The 16814-nt window shown below is 33.8% G+C and carries 18 protein-coding genes; 7 read left to right on the top strand and 11 right to left on the bottom strand.

Going from position 1 to position 16814, the window contains the following annotated elements; translation table 11 throughout:
- Positions 1 to 41 precede the first annotated feature (41 nt).
- Positions 42 to 416: a DUF1508 domain-containing protein gene (locus tag CLU81_RS16595; RefSeq protein ID WP_099710824.1), complete on the top strand. Its 375-nt coding sequence runs from the start codon at positions 42 to 44 to the stop codon at positions 414 to 416.
- 191 nt (positions 417 to 607) lie between these two features.
- On the opposite strand, the gene CLU81_RS16600 is transcribed toward CLU81_RS16595, so the two are convergent.
- The gene (locus tag CLU81_RS16600) at positions 608 to 832 is read right to left on the bottom strand and encodes a hypothetical protein (protein ID WP_089354185.1); all 225 of its coding nucleotides are present in this window, start codon (positions 830 to 832) and stop codon (positions 608 to 610) included.
- 350 nt (positions 833 to 1182) lie between these two features.
- Positions 1183 to 2412 (bottom strand): 3-deoxy-D-manno-octulosonic acid transferase, encoded by a 1230-nt coding sequence (locus CLU81_RS16605; protein WP_099710825.1) that lies wholly within the window; start codon positions 2410 to 2412, stop codon positions 1183 to 1185.
- A 136-nt stretch (positions 2413 to 2548) separates the two neighbouring features.
- Here CLU81_RS16605 and CLU81_RS16610 point away from each other — a divergent pair, with 136 nt between their 5' ends.
- The 3 genes from CLU81_RS16610 to CLU81_RS16620 all read left to right on the top strand — a co-directional run bounded on the left by CLU81_RS16610 (position 2549) and on the right by CLU81_RS16620 (position 5126).
- On the top strand, positions 2549 to 3682 hold the full coding sequence (locus tag CLU81_RS16610; RefSeq protein WP_099710826.1) for a DegT/DnrJ/EryC1/StrS aminotransferase family protein: 1134 nt from the start codon (positions 2549 to 2551) through the stop codon (positions 3680 to 3682).
- Positions 3683 to 3728: 46 nt separating this feature from the next.
- A complete protein-coding gene (gene galE / locus CLU81_RS16615; protein WP_099710827.1) occupies positions 3729 to 4742 on the top strand; it encodes a UDP-glucose 4-epimerase GalE in 1014 nt (337 codons plus the stop codon).
- 162 nt (positions 4743 to 4904) lie between these two features.
- Positions 4905 to 5126 (top strand): hypothetical protein, encoded by a 222-nt coding sequence (locus CLU81_RS16620; RefSeq protein WP_099710828.1) that lies wholly within the window; start codon positions 4905 to 4907, stop codon positions 5124 to 5126.
- A gap of 89 nt (positions 5127 to 5215) precedes the next feature.
- Here CLU81_RS16620 and fabD read toward each other — a convergent pair whose 3' ends face one another.
- Positions 5216 to 6091 carry an ACP S-malonyltransferase gene (gene fabD, locus CLU81_RS16625; protein WP_099710829.1) on the bottom strand — a complete coding sequence of 292 codons (876 nt, stop codon included), beginning with the start codon at positions 6089 to 6091 and terminating at the stop codon, positions 5216 to 5218.
- A 71-nt stretch (positions 6092 to 6162) separates the two neighbouring features.
- A complete protein-coding gene (locus CLU81_RS16630; RefSeq protein ID WP_041517577.1) occupies positions 6163 to 6525 on the bottom strand; it encodes a DUF983 domain-containing protein in 363 nt (120 codons plus the stop codon).
- 96 nt (positions 6526 to 6621) lie between these two features.
- On the opposite strand from CLU81_RS16630, the gene CLU81_RS16635 reads away from it, so the two are divergent.
- A complete protein-coding gene (locus CLU81_RS16635; RefSeq protein ID WP_099710830.1) occupies positions 6622 to 7482 on the top strand; it encodes a helix-turn-helix domain-containing protein in 861 nt (286 codons plus the stop codon).
- 152 nt (positions 7483 to 7634) lie between these two features.
- On the opposite strand, the gene CLU81_RS16640 is transcribed toward CLU81_RS16635, so the two are convergent.
- The 4 genes from CLU81_RS16640 to CLU81_RS16655 form a co-directional block, all read right to left on the bottom strand.
- Positions 7635 to 8168 carry a YceI family protein gene (locus tag CLU81_RS16640; RefSeq protein ID WP_099710831.1) on the bottom strand — a complete coding sequence of 178 codons (534 nt, stop codon included), beginning with the start codon at positions 8166 to 8168 and terminating at the stop codon, positions 7635 to 7637.
- A gap of 151 nt (positions 8169 to 8319) precedes the next feature.
- Positions 8320 to 8556 (bottom strand): (4Fe-4S)-binding protein, encoded by a 237-nt coding sequence (locus tag CLU81_RS16645; protein WP_099710832.1) that lies wholly within the window; start codon positions 8554 to 8556, stop codon positions 8320 to 8322.
- 174 nt (positions 8557 to 8730) lie between these two features.
- The gene (locus CLU81_RS16650) at positions 8731 to 9447 is read right to left on the bottom strand and encodes a pirin family protein (protein ID WP_099710833.1); all 717 of its coding nucleotides are present in this window, start codon (positions 9445 to 9447) and stop codon (positions 8731 to 8733) included.
- A 483-nt stretch (positions 9448 to 9930) separates the two neighbouring features.
- Positions 9931 to 11412, bottom strand: a complete 1482-nt coding sequence (locus tag CLU81_RS16655) for a helix-turn-helix domain-containing protein (protein WP_099710834.1) — start codon at positions 11410 to 11412, stop codon at positions 9931 to 9933.
- A 197-nt stretch (positions 11413 to 11609) separates the two neighbouring features.
- Here CLU81_RS16655 and aceB point away from each other — a divergent pair, with 197 nt between their 5' ends.
- Complete coding sequence (gene aceB, locus CLU81_RS16660; protein ID WP_099710835.1) at positions 11610 to 13211, top strand: malate synthase A; 1602 nt, start codon at positions 11610 to 11612, stop codon at positions 13209 to 13211.
- A gap of 126 nt (positions 13212 to 13337) precedes the next feature.
- Complete coding sequence (aceA, locus tag CLU81_RS16665) at positions 13338 to 14618, top strand: isocitrate lyase (RefSeq protein ID WP_099710836.1); 1281 nt, start codon at positions 13338 to 13340, stop codon at positions 14616 to 14618.
- Between the two features lie 111 nt (positions 14619 to 14729).
- On the opposite strand, the gene CLU81_RS16670 is transcribed toward aceA, so the two are convergent.
- The 3 genes from CLU81_RS16670 to purT are packed head-to-tail and all read right to left on the bottom strand — an operon-like array spanning position 14730 to position 16785.
- A complete protein-coding gene (locus CLU81_RS16670) occupies positions 14730 to 15305 on the bottom strand; it encodes a Crp/Fnr family transcriptional regulator (RefSeq protein ID WP_099710837.1) in 576 nt (191 codons plus the stop codon).
- Positions 15305 to 15622, bottom strand: coding sequence for a DUF6370 family protein (locus tag CLU81_RS16675; RefSeq protein ID WP_099710838.1), 318 nt, complete (start codon positions 15620 to 15622; stop codon positions 15305 to 15307). The genes CLU81_RS16670 and CLU81_RS16675 overlap by 1 nt, the downstream gene beginning before the upstream one ends.
- A gap of 2 nt (positions 15623 to 15624) precedes the next feature.
- The gene (purT, locus tag CLU81_RS16680) at positions 15625 to 16785 is read right to left on the bottom strand and encodes a formate-dependent phosphoribosylglycinamide formyltransferase (RefSeq protein ID WP_099710839.1); all 1161 of its coding nucleotides are present in this window, start codon (positions 16783 to 16785) and stop codon (positions 15625 to 15627) included.
- Between the last annotated feature and the right edge of the window lie 29 nt (positions 16786 to 16814).

The following is a 16814-nucleotide window of genomic DNA, read 5'->3' on the forward strand; positions in this document are numbered from 1 at the left end:
CAATAATTAATAATCAACAATCAATAATCTAAAATATATTTATGGGTGCTTTTGTAATTAGTAAAAGGTTTAATGATGAATATAAATTCGTATTTACTTCTAGAAAAGGCAAAGTGATATTTACAAGTTTAAGTTATGAGCTGAAATTTGAAGGAGAAGAAGATATTGAGAAATTTAAAGCAAATATTGATCAGGCGAAATTTTTAAAATTTAAAGGCTCTGGCGGAAAGTATTTCTTTAAATTGATGTTGGGCGAGGTTCACTTTGCAACAAGTCGAAAATACACAACAGAATTGCTTTTGCAGAAAGGAATTAAAGAAATAGTTAATTATGCTTCAAAAGCAGAAATTTTAGACTTCTCGTCAAGCGAATCTATTTTTGAAGATGAAGTGGTTTTTGAGGAAGAAGAAGATTAGAGAAAGAATTAAATAAAAAAAAATCCCAAATTTCAATAAGGCTTTAAAGTCTTGTGGAATTTGGGATTTTTTTGTTGCTAAAATTTAAGATTTGTCCTGAATCTTGAAGATTTGAATTTTAAATTAAATTTTGGCATAAAAAAAAACCATCACGATGGATGGTTTTAAAATCTTTAGAATTTAAGTTCTAATTATTTTTTTACTTCTTTAGCAGCTTCTTCTACTTTAGCAGCAGCAGAATCAACTTTAGTAGCAGCAGAGTCAACAGTTGCAGCAGCAGAATCAACTACAGTAGCAGCAGAATCAACAGCAACAGCAGTAGAATCTACAGCTTCAGTAGCTGCAGCGTCAGCTTTTTTACAAGATACAACAGTTAAAACAGCAACAACAGCTAAACTTAAAAATACTTTTTTCATCTTACTTTATTATAAAAGGTTAATTATTAATTCGTGGCAAAGATATAAATTTTTTAATATGTAAAATATTTTTTTATTTTTTTTTTAAAATATTTTCATTGCTCACGATTATCTTATTTATCAAAGAATATGCCAAAACTACAAAATCGCTTGGTATTATCGTATTTTTTGTATAAATTATTTTTCATTGATTATTCTATAAGAGAATTGGCTTTTTCTATTCCCTTGCTTGCAGTTTATTTTGTTTTTTAGTGATTATTGCGCAAAAGCTAAATGTTAAAATAAGATGTTTTTATCACTTTTTAGTTTGATTGTGGTGGTGAAATTCGGATTTGAGTTTTTGAAACCTCTCACGAAACGATTTTCATGATCGTATTTGTTGCTCCTTTATGGTCTTGGATGTACGACTTGCAAATTTGACTTTTCTCTTTTAGAAAGCTTTCGTTATTAAGTAATAGGTCAAGGTTTTGTTTTAATTCTTCTGCATTAGAAATTACCAAACAACCTCCAAGATCAACTAATTGAACAGCTTCGGCAAAATTGGAATAATTAGGACCAATTACAATTGGAGTTCCAAATGTAGCGGGTTCCAGGATATTATGGATTCCGGGATTTCCAAAACCGCCGCCTACATAAGCAATAGTTCCGTAGCTGTAGATTTTGGTCAAAAGCCCGATTGTGTCAATTATAAACACATTGTAGTTTGATAAATCCTGATTTTCTTTTTCAGAAAATAAAACCGTTGATTTTGTAATTTGCGATTTAAGATTAGCTATTTGATCCGCTTTGATATTGTGTGGCGCAATAATGAATTTTACCGTTGAAGGCGCATCATTAATATATTCGATTAATAAAGCTTCATCTTTTGGCCACGAACTTCCTATTATTATAGTTGGAGTATTGTTTTTGAAGTTTTCAATAAAATCTAATGTATTGTCTCTTTCTAAGATTGCATTTACGCGATCAAAACGAGTATCGCCGGAAACAATAACATTCTGAAATCCGAGAGCTTCAATTTTTTCTTTAGAAGCTTCATTCTGAACAAAAAAGTACGTGAATGCGTTTAATGCTTTTCGGTAGAAACCGCCGTACCATTTGAAAAACATTTGATTATCTCTGAAGATTCCGGAAATTAAATAAGTTGGAGTTTTGCTGTTTTCTAATTCTTTTAAATAATTCAGCCAAAATTCGTATTTAATAAAAAATGCCAATTCAGGATGTACTAATTTTAAGAACCTTTTTGCATTGCTTTTAGTGTCCAATGGAAGGTAAATAGTAACATCGGCGACAGTATTGTTTTTTCGAACTTCATAACCGGAAGGAGAGAAAAAAGTAACGATAATTTTATGAGAAGGATATTTTTCTTTGATTTTTTCGATCACCGGTAAACCTTGTTCGTACTCTCCAAGTGAAGCCGAATGAAACCAGATCGTTTTATCTGTAGGTTTTATCTTGTCTTCTAAAATTGTAAAAACATTTTTCCGACCTTCTGTGAAAAGCTTAATTTTCGGACTAAAAAGAGCTACAATTTTCAGAAAAAACCCCGCAATAGAAACAACTAAATTGTATAGAAAAAGCATCTGTTTATTTTTGTGGCTAAATTACATTTCTTTCGATTATTTTCATTGGTTTAAAGGCATTAAATAACTATTTTTGTTCCTCCTTTTAGGGATTCTGTTTAAAATACAGGTCTTTAATTTTAAAAATATATTGAAAATGAAAAAAATTCAAATGGTTGACTTAAAGAGTCAATACGAAAAAATAAAAACTACTGTTGATGCTTCAATTCAAGAGGTTTTAGATACAAATACTTATATAAACGGTCCTTTAGTACATCAATTTCAAAAGAATCTTGAAGATTATTTAGGAGCAAAACATGTAATTCCGTGTGCAAATGGTACAGATGCGTTGCAGATTGCTATGATGGGATTAGATTTAAAACCGGGCGATGAGGTTATTACTGCCGATTTTACTTTTGCTGCAACTGTTGAGGTAATTGCTTTATTGCAATTAACACCGGTTTTAGTAGATGTTGATATGACAAATATGAACATCGATATTGAAGCAATTAAAAAAGCAATTACACCAAAAACGAAAGCAATTGTTCCTGTTCATTTATTTGGACGCGCAGCAAATATGGATGCGATTATGGAAATTGCTGCAGAGCATAATTTGTATGTAATCGAAGATAATGCACAAGCAATTGGAGCAGATTATATTTCTAAATCAGGTACAAAAAGTAAAGTAGGAGTAATTGGTCACGTTGCGGCAACTTCATTTTTCCCATCTAAAAACTTAGGTTGTTATGGAGATGGTGGAGCAATTTTTACAAACGATGATAAATTGGCACACATTATCCGCGGAATTGTAAATCACGGAATGTATGAGCGTTATCACCATGATGTTGTGGGAGTAAACTCTCGTTTGGATAGTATTCAGGCAGGAGTTTTAAATGCAAAATTACCTTTATTAGATGAATATAATGCAGCGCGTCGTTTGGCGGCTACAAAATATAATGCAGCCTTTGCAGGAAATGCACATATTGTAACACCGGAATTTGATGCAAACGAAAATGATCACGTTTTTCACCAATATGTATTGAGAATTATCGATGCAGACAGAAATGCTTTATTGCAGCATTTGCAGGACAAGCAAATTCCATGTGCAATTTATTACCCAATTCCGTTGCATTCTCAAAAAGCTTACGTTGATACTCGTTATAAAGAAGAGCAATTTCCGGTAACGAATCAATTAGTAAAAGAAGTAATTGCTTTGCCAATGCATACAGAACTTGATGATGAACAAATCAAATTTATTACAGATTCTGTTTTGGAATTTTTAAATAAATAATTTTATAAAGTTAAACCAAATAACAACAGCACAAAACAACCACAAAATGAAAGTATTAGTAACAGGAGGATTAGGATTTATTGGTTCTCACACCGTAGTCGAATTGCAAAATGAAGGCTTTGAAGTCGTGATAATTGATAATCTTTCGAACTCTTCAGAAGATGTTTTAAAAGGAATTACGGCTATCACAGGAAAAACGCCTTTATTCGAAAAATTAGATTTAAGAGAAAAAGCGTCCGTTCAGGATTTCTTTAAAAAACACAACGATGTTACCGGAGTAATTCATTTTGCAGCTTCAAAAGCAGTTGGAGAGAGTGTTGAGCAGCCTTTATTGTATTATGAAAACAATATTGCTTCGCTGGTTTATTTGTTACAGGAATTACAACAAAAACCTGAGGCAAGCTTTATTTTTAGTTCGTCTTGTACTGTTTACGGTCAAGCCGAAAAAATGCCAATTACTGAAGATGCTCCCGTTCAAGCGGCAATGTCTCCTTATGGAAACACAAAGCAAATAGGAGAAGAAATCATTACAGATACAGCGAAAGTAACTAATATTAGTGCGATTTTATTGCGTTATTTCAATCCGGTTGGAGCGCATTCAAGTACTGAAATTGGAGAATTACCATTAGGAGTTCCTCAAAATTTAGTTCCTTTTATTACTCAAACAGGAGTAGGATTGCGTCAGGAATTATCGGTTTTTGGAGATGATTATCCAACTCCGGACGGAACTGCAGTTCGTGATTATATTCACGTTGTAGATTTGGCAAAAGCACACGTTATTGCATTACAGCGTTTATTCAATAAAAAGAATTTGCAAAAAGTAGAAACCTTCAATTTGGGAACCGGAAAAGGAAGTTCAGTTCTGGAAGTAATTCATAGTTTCGAAAAAGTAAGCGATAAAAAATTGCCATACGCAATTAAGCCACGTCGTGAAGGTGATATCACCGAAGCGTATGCAAATACAGATAAAGCAAACAATGTTTTGGGCTGGAAAGCGCAATTAAGTTTAGACGAAGCAATGGCAAGTGCCTGGAAATGGGAACAAAAAGTTCGTTCTTAATTTAGTTTTCAGTCTCAGTTATAGTTTTCGGTAGAGACGCACAGCAGTGCGTCTAACGATAGAATATTAAAATCCCAAATGATCATTAGATTATTTGGGATTTTTTATTTTAGGTTGATTTATTTTGTAAATTTGTAAGATTAAACTGGTTTAATTATAAGTATGGAAAAAGATGATAGAATGAATATTTTTGATTTTGACGCAGAGTTTGCGAAGGGATTAACACTAGAAGAAGCGAAAGCTGAGTCGAAAAGAAGAATTAGGGAATGGTGGGTAGATGATTTTGATGCTGAATTCGCAAAAGGTTTAACACCTGAAGAATTTAAGGATGAAATGTCTAAAAGAATAAAAGCTTATCCTTGGAAGAATAAAACCCAAAAATAAAGTAAAAAGCAAAATCCTCATAATCTGATTGTTTATGAGGATTTTTATTTTATTTGGATTTTCAACTGAAAACCGCGACTGAAAACTAATTAAGCATTCGCAGTAACAGCTTCTTTATCGATTTTATTAATCAAACCAGCTAATACTTTTCCTGGACCAACTTCAGTAAACAAAGTAGCGCCGTCAGCGATCATTTGTTGTACAGATTGAGTCCATTTTACAGGAGCAGTCAATTGAATAATTAAGTTCTTTTTGATTTCGTTTGCATCAGAAACCGCATTTGCAGTTACGTTTTGATAAACTGGGCAAATAGGATTAGAGAATGTAGTTGCTTCAATTGCAGCAGCCAATTCTTCTCTTGCAGGTTCCATCATTGGTGAGTGAAAAGCTCCTCCAACAGGTAAAATTAAAGCACGTTTTGCTCCGGCAGCTTTCATTGCTTCACAAGCTTTTTCAACTGCAGTAGTTTCTCCTGAAATTACCAATTGTCCTGGACAGTTATAGTTTGCAGCAACTACAATTCCGTCGATAGAAGCACAAACTTCTTCTACGATATTATCAGCTAAACCTAAAACGGCAGCCATTGTAGATGGAGTAATTTCGCAAGCTTTTTGCATCGCAAGAGCACGTTGAGAAACTAATTTAAGACCATCTTCAAAAGATAAAGTTCCGTTTGCAACCAATGCAGAGAATTCTCCTAAAGAATGTCCTGCAACCATTTCTGGTTTAAAATCTTCGCCTAAAGTTTTTGCTAAAATAACCGAGTGTAAAAATACAGCAGGTTGAGTTACTTTAGTTTCTTTTAGTTCTTCGGCAGTACCTTCGAACATGATATCTGTGATTCTAAAACCTAAAATTTCATTAGCTTTTTCGAATAATTCTTTGGCTAAAGCCGATGATTCATATAAGTCTTTGCCCATTCCTGTAAATTGTGCGCCCTGACCCGGAAATACGTATGCTTTCATTTGTCTAATTTAAGATTGAATTTTTTTGAATTGAAAATTAGTTTCAATTGAAAGGCAAAAATAACACTTTTTTACTTCGTATAATCCTTAAACATATAAATCCACGCTAATCTTGAAAATCTAAGATTGAAAGAAGTCAGTAAAGTAATGACAACCGCAATAATTGGAATGATTCTTAAATCGAAATTTTTCTCAAAGAAAAACTGTGCAATACAATACGTTGCAATTCCCTGAGCGACTGTTAATCCGTAGTTTACATACATTGCGCCAAAGAAATAACCAGGTTCTTTTTGGAACTTGTAATTGCAATGACTACAGTATTCGTTCATTTTTGGTAAACCAAAATTCAGGAAAATATTCTTGTCTTTAAAAACTTTTCCTTTATGACAAATAGGACATTCGTTGCTTAAAATATGAGTTAATGCACTTGACATGATCTTGTTGTTTTTTATTTATACAAAGGTAATTCAGAGCAGTATTAAAGTCTTTTTTATATCTTCGCTACTTATAGCACAATAAAGACATTTTTTATGAAAAGATATCCCGTTTATAGTGTTCAGAATTTTAGCTGCAATGATATTCATCGTGATTTTTATATAAATACATTCAAAGAACATTTAAAAAGTCACAGTTTTGTCGAAGAACCGCATCGTCATGATTCATATTTAATGGTTTTTTTTACGAAAGGTTCGGGACAACACGAAGTAGATTTTGATCAATTCGAAATAAAAAAAGGAAGTTTATTCGTTTTGCAACCCGGACAAATGCATCATTGGAGTTTGTCTGAAGATATCGAAGGCTTTGTAATTATTTTTTCGCAGGAATTGTATAATCTCTATTTCGGACAAAAAAATATCAATGAGTATAACTTTTATCATTCGATACATAACCGACCGGAAATGGTTTTCGAAGAAAAAGAAATTCCCAAAATCCTCCCGTTTTTTAATTTGCTGATTCACGAAAATAATCAGGAGAATCGATATCAACTCGATAAAATGTTGAATTTGCTGGATTGTATTCATATCGAAATTGCCCGCAAATACAACGAAACTTATTCGCATCAAACACATTCGTACAATATTAAAATCGATAAGTTCGAAATGCTTTTGGAGCAATATTTCAGACAAGAAAAATTACCATCTTTCTATGCTGAAAAACTGAATATCACATTGAAGCATTTAAATAGAATCTGCAATGAAATTCTTCAAAAAACAGCGACAGAAGTAATTACAGATCGTGTAATTCTGGAAATAAAAAGAATGCTGATTGATAAGCAATTAGCAGTAAACGAAGTGGCGTTCAAAGTAGGTTACGAAGATTATTCGTATTTCTCCAGATTCTTTAAAAAACAAACCGGAATCTCGCCAACAGAATTTCGAAATATGAAATAAGGACTTCGACTTCGCTCAGTCTGACAATTGTATTTTTAAAGATATCGTATGTCAGGCTGAGCGAAGTCGAAGCTCCACGTTCCAAAAAAAGCCTGCACTTCCTAAAAAGTGCAGGCTTTTCAACCAACCAAATTAAATTTATTTTTAGAGAATTAAGCTTGTTTTACAAATTGTAATTCAATGTTTAATTTTACTTCTTCTCCAACTAAAACACCACCAGTTTCAAGAGCAGAGTTCCAGTTTAAACCCCAATCTTTACGATTGATTTTACCTTCTATGCTTAAACCTACTTTAGTATTTCCCCATGGATCAGTCATGATTCCGCTAAAGTCTACAGGAAAAGTTACTGATTTTGAAATACCTTTGATAGCTAAATCTCCAGTTATTTCATAATCTCCAGCATCAATTTTTTTGAAAGTAGAAGCTTTGAAAGTTAATTTTGGATTGTTTTCAACATCAAAGAAATCTGCACTTCTCAAGTGACCGTCTCTGTCTGCGTTTGCAGTGTCGATAGAAGCGATATCTCCTGAAAATTGGATATCTGCATTTTCGAAGTTTTCTCCTTCTGTAGTAATTGTTGCGTCGTAAGTTCCAAATTTACCTGAAACATTTGTAAACATCATGTGTTTAACTTTAAAACCAATTTCTGAATGTGTTGGGTCAATTGACCATTTTGTAGTTGCCATAATTTTTATTTTTAAATAATTAATTTCATTTTGATAGGACAAAGTTACGTTGGTAGTCAGCGTAACACACTTAACCTAGATTAAGAAATAAAAAGAGACCTAAAAGATTTTTAAAATCTGTTAGGTCTCTTTTGAAATTGTAAAAATATATTTAGTCTTGATTTTTGTTATTCAGATAATAAGTCAAAGCTCCCGAAGGGCATTTATTAACGGTGGAAATTATTTTTTCAGAAGTAGAAGCTTCGGCTACAATCCAGGGTTTCTCTTTTGGACGAAAAACGTCGGGATTATTTTTTACACAATTAGCAGAATGTATGCATTTTCCGGATTGCCAAACAATGGTTACTTCGCCATTTGTGTATTCTTTGGTTAGATTATTTGGATTCATGATTGAAAATTTTAAATGCTTAGTTTAGAGTGAATTAAAAACCTGTTTTCATATATAAAAATACATTTTCTTTTTGAGTTTTGATGAAAATTAAGGCAAAAAAGAAACGATATAAAGCTGAAGATTAGCTTATATATCGTTTCTGAAAAAAAAAATAGTAATTGTATTTTTGAATTAATAATTCATAGGAACATCCATTAAAAGAAACTCAGCATCTGTATTTGCTTTTATGTTTAAAGTGTCAGTTCCTGAAATTCCAACAGCATCACGAGTGTTTAATTCCTGACCGTTAATTGTCACGTTTCCTTTTAAAACGAAAGCGTAAACTCCGTTTCCTTCTTTTTTAATTTTATATTCAGTAGACACGCCTGAGTCAAAATTACCCATGTTGAACCAAGCATCTTGGTGAATCCAAACTCCTTCATCATCAGCATTTGGAGATAAAATCTGTGCTAATTTATTGTGTCTGTCAGCAACATCCAAAGTTATTTGTTGGTAACGAGGTGTTACATTTCTTTTGTTTGGGAACAACCAAATCTGTAATAATTTAGTCTGTTGATCTGCGTTTGGGTTAAACTCACTATGCTGAACTCCAGTTCCGGCACTCATAACCTGAATATCTCCATTTCTGATAATTTCAGTATTTCCCATGCTGTCTTTGTGCGCTAAATCACCTTCAAGCGGAATACTAATAATTTCCATATTATCGTGCGGATGCGTTCCAAAACCCATTCCGCCTGCAATCGTGTCATCGTTCAAAACACGAAGCGCTCCAAACTGAATTCTATCCGGATTGTACCAACTTGCAAAACTAAAACTATGATATGCGTTAAGCCATCCGTGATTTGCGTTTCCTCTTGTTTCTGCTTTATGTAATACTATATTTTCCATGATCTATGTTTTGTTATTTTTATAGTACAAAGATACCACCAAGGTCAATGAAACGCACTTAACCTAGATTAAGTTCTTTAAGGTGCTGAGTTTATGAGATTGTGAGGTGCTGAGATTTTATGGTTTTGTGGTGGTTTTTAGGAGCAGAAATTTTGGTTTTCAAAAGACCTGAAGTCCCGCTATCCATTTCAATCTTTTGTGTCCGCCGCGGCGGACACAAAAGGATTTTCACTTCTATCGGGGCTATGCGAGAACTTTTATGTTCATAAGAAATCTATACTCCCTCTTTTTATTAAAGTTCCGAAGGAACGAACTATATTGTAGGGATGGATTTCAATCCATTCGGTGCAATCCATTCAACGCAATCATAATCGACAAAGATTGGCGATTATAGAAACGGAATTTCTAGTGTGATCTCTCCTCTGTCGAGATGACAAGATTGTGTGTAAAAAAAATCTAAAATCAACAATCTAAATTCTAAAATCAGCTATATTGTGTAATAAACTGCTGCACAACTGCATCTGTATTTTCATGGCGTTTTTTCTTTTCTAAAGCGATTGGCGGCGCGGCTCTTTCAAGACAATCTTTCACATCGCAAGTTTCGCAGGTAACGCCTACGATTCTTTTCTCGATGGGTTTTCCTTCGATGAATTTGAATTTCTTTTTCATGGTTGGATTAATTAAAATTCCAACCGAAATGCTGCGTATGTTGTCTTTTATAAACGGATCTTTTGTAGCCGATGAAAACACCAAATATTCATTTCCGCTATGAACATAACTTGAGATTTGTGCGTCAAAAAAATGAGGTTTGTTTTGTCTGATCGCTTCATCAATGGTTTTTACCGAAACCCATCTTCTGCAATAATGCTCATTTGTTTCGTTTGCGTGTGGTTCCTGCTGATTAGTAATGTGTAATTCTTTCTTAATCTGATAAAAATCAGAACCAATTTTATGAGACATTCTCAAAAAGAATAGATTTTTCAGATGAAAATCTTTCGGTAGTAAATTGGTTAATCTTTGGTAGAAAGATTCCGGCGAAACCTCAAAACTTTCTATTAAAGCAACAAATTCTTCCGGATTTGGTTTTTCGTTATTCAGGAAATCATTGATTTTATTGACCACCAATTGTCTTGGTAATAATAGTGCTCCGGCAAAATAAGAAGCATAAAAATTATGCAGAACCTGATCGAAGTTTTCGAATTTAATCCAGCTGAAAGTCAATAATCTATCAGATAAATTCAAATAATTATAAGCGATTTCCTTTGCTAGAATAAAAGCCCTTTGCGGATTGTCGATTTCTGTTGAAAGTAATAATGTTTTGCTTTTCGGAACATAAATAGAGCGCAAATCTTCTAAAGCTTCCTGATCTGTAAACGCAATTTCCTTTATGATGTATTCGTATTCTTCTTTAAGAATGGCTTCTAATTCTTCTATACTAATTTTGGAATCTAAATTAATCTGAAAGGATTTCGAAAAAGCAATTACTTTCTCTTCCAGATCTTCAAAATAATTACTGTGCGCTTCCTGATATGATCTTAAAGCGGCAAGAAAGAAACTTTCACGGCTTAAATTATAATGTTGTGCAATTTCGATAATTGTACTAATAAAAGCATTGACTTTGGCAGGAGCATTTGCAATAATATCAATTAAATCAGCTTCCTGAATCCCAAAAAGCTCTAACGGAATCTCTTTTAAAATTCCTGATTTTAAGATTTCACCAATCGGAGCGAGATTATTATCAAGTTTTAAAGACACCATTTGGTCATAACTTGTTTCTAAATGTTCACACAGAAGTAAAATTTTATCTGTTTTTGGATATTTTTTTCCCTTTTCAATTTCGTTTAAGTACGATTTTGAAAGATTTGTCAATTTGGCTAAGCCAAAAAGAGAAAGATTTTTTTGTGTTCTAACCTGTTTGAGTTTTAGCCCAAATATCAGCTTTATATAGTCTTTTTCGATATCCATGTATCAAATATAGACAATTGAAAAATAATCGCCAAAAAATTATTTTTAATATTTAGCGAACGTTCGCTTGTTTTGTAAAAAACTTTTTTCTAATATTGTGGTGTAGAAAATATTAACCATCAGATTGTTATAGAAACTATTTTCTTGAAATGATAGAAATTAAGAAAACAATTGAGGAATAATTAAAATCAGCAGCTATGAAAAACCAATTAGAGATTACCGAGACGGCAATGGAATTTTTAGCCGAAAAGAGCCTTTCTTATCCAAAGATCTGGACAGAAGAAGCGATTGTTTTTATAGGTGATTTGCATCGAAAATTCGAATCGCAACGAAAACTGTTATTGTTACAGCGCGAGCAAAAACAAAGTGCTTTTGATCAGGGCGTCATGCCATCTTTTCCTTCAGAAACCAAAACCGTCAGAGAAAGTAATTGGACCGCTGGAGAAATTCCGAAAGATTTACAAGATAGGAGAGTGGAGATTACCGGACCTGTAGATCGAAAAATGATAATCAATGCATTGAATTCCGGCGCGAAAACTTTTATGGCTGATTTTGAAGACAGCACTTCGCCAACCTGGCAAAATTTAATGGACGGACAAATAAATTTAATCGATGCGGTTAACAAAACCATTACATATACTGATTTGGCTAAACACAAATCATATCATTTAAATGAGAAAATTGCAACATTGATTGTACGTCCAAGAGGTTTGCATTTACCGGAAAAACATCTTTTAATTGAAGGAAAAGAAGTTTCAGGTTCTTTGGTTGATTTTGGATTGTATGTTTTTCACAATCACAAAAGGCTTTTAGAAAACAATTCAGGACCGTATTTCTATATTCCAAAATTAGAGCATTATCTGGAAGCGCGTTGGTGGAATACTGTAGTTGATTTTACAGAAGATTATTTAAAATTAGAACGCGGAACAATAAAAGTGACGGTTTTAATCGAAACCATAACGGCAAGTTTTCAGTTAGATGAAATTATTTATGAATTGAAAGAACATATCGTGGGATTAAATTGTGGACGTTGGGATTATATTTTCTCTTACATCAAGAAATTCCGCAAGAACCCAAAGTTTATTGTTCCGGATCGCGATCAGGTAAATATGACTTCACCTTTTATGAATGCCTACTCGAATTTGGTAATTCAAAGATGTCATAAAAGAGGAATTCACGCTATTGGCGGAATGGCAGCTCAAATTCCGATTAAGAATAATGAAGAAGCCAATGCTGTTGCTTTTGCAAAAGTAAAAACCGATAAAGAACGTGAAGTTAGAAACGGACACGACGGAACTTGGGTAGCACATCCGGATTTGGTTTCAATTGCAAAAGAAATTTTTGATAAAGGAATGCCAACTCCAAATCAGATACATATAAAAAGAGAACATCGAAAAATTACAGAAGAAGATTTGATTGAACCACCAATTGGAATCATTACTGAAAATGGTGTTCGAAAAAATATCAACGTTGGAGTTTTGTATCTGGCTTCATGGCTGAACGGACAAGGTGCCGCGGCTTTGCATAATTTAATGGAAGATGCTGCAACAGCCGAAATCTCAAGATCACAATTGTGGCAATGGCTTCAGAACAAAGTGGTTTTGGATAATGGCAAAAAATTAGATCTGGCTTATTATCACGAATTGGCTTTAGATGAGTTCAAGAAAATTAAAGACGAATTGGGCGAAGAAAATTACGAAAAAAGACAATTTCCTTTAGCTGAAAAAGTTCTGGAACGACTAGTTGTAAATATTGATTTTGTCGATTTCCTGACTATTCCTTGCTACAAATATTTATAATGAATTAAAAATCGAGAATTAAAAATTAAAAATATTCTTTACGCAGATAGCACAGATTTTTAATTTTTAATTCAAAATTTTTAATTGAATAAAATGCTTTTACTAACCAACTTAACTATATTATTTATGAAAACAACAGAAGACAGAATTCAGGAATTGATTAACGATTGGATTACGAACCCAAGATGGAAAGGCGTTGAACGTCCTTATACTGCTACAGAAGTGATTACGCTTCAGGGTTCATATCAAATTGAGCATTCTATTGCTAAAATAGGAGCGCAAAAATTATGGAGAAAGTTAAAAAGTCAGGATTATGTTGCTGGTTTGGGCGCATTGACAGGAAATCAGGCGATTCAGGAAGTCGATGCTGGTTTAGAAGCGATTTATTTGAGCGGATGGCAAGTTGCCGCTGATGCAAATTTGGCGGGAGAAATGTATCCTGACCAATCGCTTTATCCGGTAAATAGTGTGCCAATGGTGGTTAAAAAAATTAATAATGCTCTTTTACGTGCTGATCAAATTCAGACGGTAAATGGAGTTGAAGATAAAAAAGATTATCTGGTTCCGATTGTAGCTGATGCCGAAGCTGGTTTTGGCGGAAACTTAAATGCTTTTGAACTTATGAAATCAATGATTGAAGCGGGGGCTTCAGGAGTTCATTTTGAAGATCAATTGAGTTCTGCTAAAAAATGCGGACACTTAGGCGGAAAAGTTTTGGTTCCAACTCAGGAAGCAATTAATAAGTTGATTGCAGCTCGTTTAGCGGCAGATGTTATGGGAGTTTCTACACTTATTGTGGCAAGAACAGATGCTGATGCAGCTAATTTATTGACAAGCGATGCGGATCCTAGAGATGCTAAATTTATTACAGGCGAAAAAACAAATGAAGGTTTCTTCTATGTAAATAGCGGGATCGATCAGGGAATTGCAAGAGGTTTAAGTTATGCACCTTATGCTGATTTAATTTGGATGGAAACCAGTAATCCTGATTTAGTTTATGCTAAAAAGTTTGCTGATGCTATGAAAAAAGAATTTCCGGATAAAATGTTAGCTTACAATTGTTCGCCTTCTTTTAACTGGGCTGCAAAATTATCAGTTGCCGAAATGGAAACATTCAGAGAAGACTTAGCTGCGATGGGATATAAATTCCAATTCATTACTTTGGCTGGATTCCATGCTTTGAACACAAGTATGTTCGAATTGTCTAAAGCATATAAAGAACGTGGAATGGCAGGATATTCTGAATTGCAGGAAAGAGAATTTGCTTTGCAGAAAAACGGATTCAGAGCGGTAAAACATCAGGCGTTCGTAGGAACTTCTTATTTTGATGCTGTTCAGAATACGGTTATGATAGGAAAATCAACTATAACGGCGATGGAGCATTCTACGGAGGTTGAGCAATTTTAATTCAAAAGAAAAACCAGTTCATTGAACTGGTTTTTTGTTTTTTTTACCATTAAGATATTAAGAAAATTAAGTTTTGTTCTTAATGAACCTTAATATCTTAATAGTTAAATTTTATTTTTTCAAAAGTCTTGCTTTCATTTTACTGAAGAATTCAGGTGTAACACCTATGAAAGAAGCGATTTGTTTTTGAGGTACTTTATGTACCAGATTTCCGTATTTAGTAGAGAATTTCTCAAATCGTTCTTCTGCAGGTAAACTCAAGTTGTCCATTAATCTTTGTTGATTGGCAACTAATGAGTTCTCAATTAATATTCTGAAAAAACGTTCTAATTTTGGAATTTCGTGAAACAATCGTTCCTGATTTTCTTTGGATAAAGAAATTACTTCTGCATCTTCTAAAACTTCTATAAAAAGCTGTCCTGGTTTTTGCGAAAAATAACTGTACATATCGCTCATCCACCAACCTTGACAAGCAAACGACAGTACATGTTCTACGATATTATCGTTGATATTGAAGCTTCTTAAAATTCCGGAATTCACAAAATATGAATGTTTACAAACTTCGCCCGCACTTAGCAAAATTGTTTTGGCTTTGTAGTTATGTGTTTCGGTTTTAGATAAAAAAAGAGCTTGTTCTTCAGGAGTTAGCGAAACGTGTTTGGCAATATTTTCAAGAATTAATGCCATTATTTTTCTTTTATTAAAGTGAATGAAGTAGCTTTAAAACGACCGTTTTCTACTTTTCCGGTAACTGAAGCTTTGCGTATTTTATTGCAAAAACCATCTTCGGCATGAGCGTCTCCATGTTGGTCAATTGTAGTTCCGTCAACGAAATAAGCTTTTCCATCAATACGAACTGCTAAGTCACAACTTTTTCCTTTCATTCCAAATTGACATTCTCCGCAAGCTGTTTCTACGATTTGAGGTTTTTCGGTTGTTTTTTTATCCTGAGCTTGTGTTGCTATTCCAACAAATAGGAATAGTATAGATAATGCTTTTTTCATTTTTAAGAGTTTACAGTTATTAGTTTCGAAGTTGTTTTGGCACGTTCAACAATCTCCTCGATTGGAGTTGCCAGTGAATCATGACTTAATACAACTCCCATTCGGCGATAAGGTCTTGAAGTTGGTTTTCCAAATATTCTGAAATCAGTTTTTGGTAAAGAAGCTACTTTTTCTATTCCGGTAAAAGTAGGATTTGTAGAATCTTCTGATGCTAAAATTACGGCGCTTGCTCCAGCTTTTTCTAATGTAATTTCGAAAATAGGAAGGCTTAAAATGGCGCGTAAATGCAATTCGAATTCATTAAAATTCTGTGTTCCCGCCAGAGTTACCATTCCGGTATCATGCGGGCGCGGAGAAAGTTCTGAAAAATAAACTCCTTCATTGGTTAGGAAAAATTCAACACCAAAAAGTCCAGCTCCGCCAAGCGCTTCAGTAATTTTTTCGGCCATATCTTGCGCTTCATATAAATCTTTTTCTGAAACTAAAGCAGGTTGCCAGCTTTCCTGATAATCACCACGTTCTTGTCTGTGACCAATTGGAGCACAAAACAAGGTTGGATTGTTATTTTGAGTAATCGTTAAAAGCGTAATTTCCGAATTGAAATCAACAAAAGCTTCTACAATAACTTCGATAACATCGCCACGAGAACCTGCAACAGCATATTTCCACGCTTTCTCGATATCACTTTCGGTTTTTATAGTCGATTGTCCTTTTCCGGAAGAAGACATTAAAGGTTTTACAACGCAAGGAATTCCAACTTCCTGAACGGCTTTTTGCAATTCTTCTGCTGAAGTTGCGTATTGATATTTGGCTGTTTTTAAACCTAATTCTTTTGAAGCTAAATCACGGATAGCTTTACGATTCATGGTAAAGTTTGCCGCTTTCGCCGAAGGAACAACGGTGATACCTTGTTTCTCGTAATCGTAAAAACGTTCGGTGCGAATGGCTTCTATTTCAGGAACTATGAAGTCTGGTTTGTGTTTGGCTACGATTCGGTCAAGAGCTTCGCCGTCAAGCATATTGATGACTTCAAAACCGTGTGCAACTTGCATTGCGGGAGCATTTTCGTAACTATCAATTGCAATTATGGTTTGTCCGATTCGTTGTGCGGCAATGACAAATTCTTTGCCTAATTCGCCTGAACCAAGGAGTAGTATTTTCATTTTGGAGTGTTGTAAATAATGGAGTAGTA

The sequence above is a fragment of the Flavobacterium sp. 9 genome (assembly GCF_002754195.1).
Lineage (GTDB): Bacteria > Bacteroidota > Bacteroidia > Flavobacteriales > Flavobacteriaceae > Flavobacterium.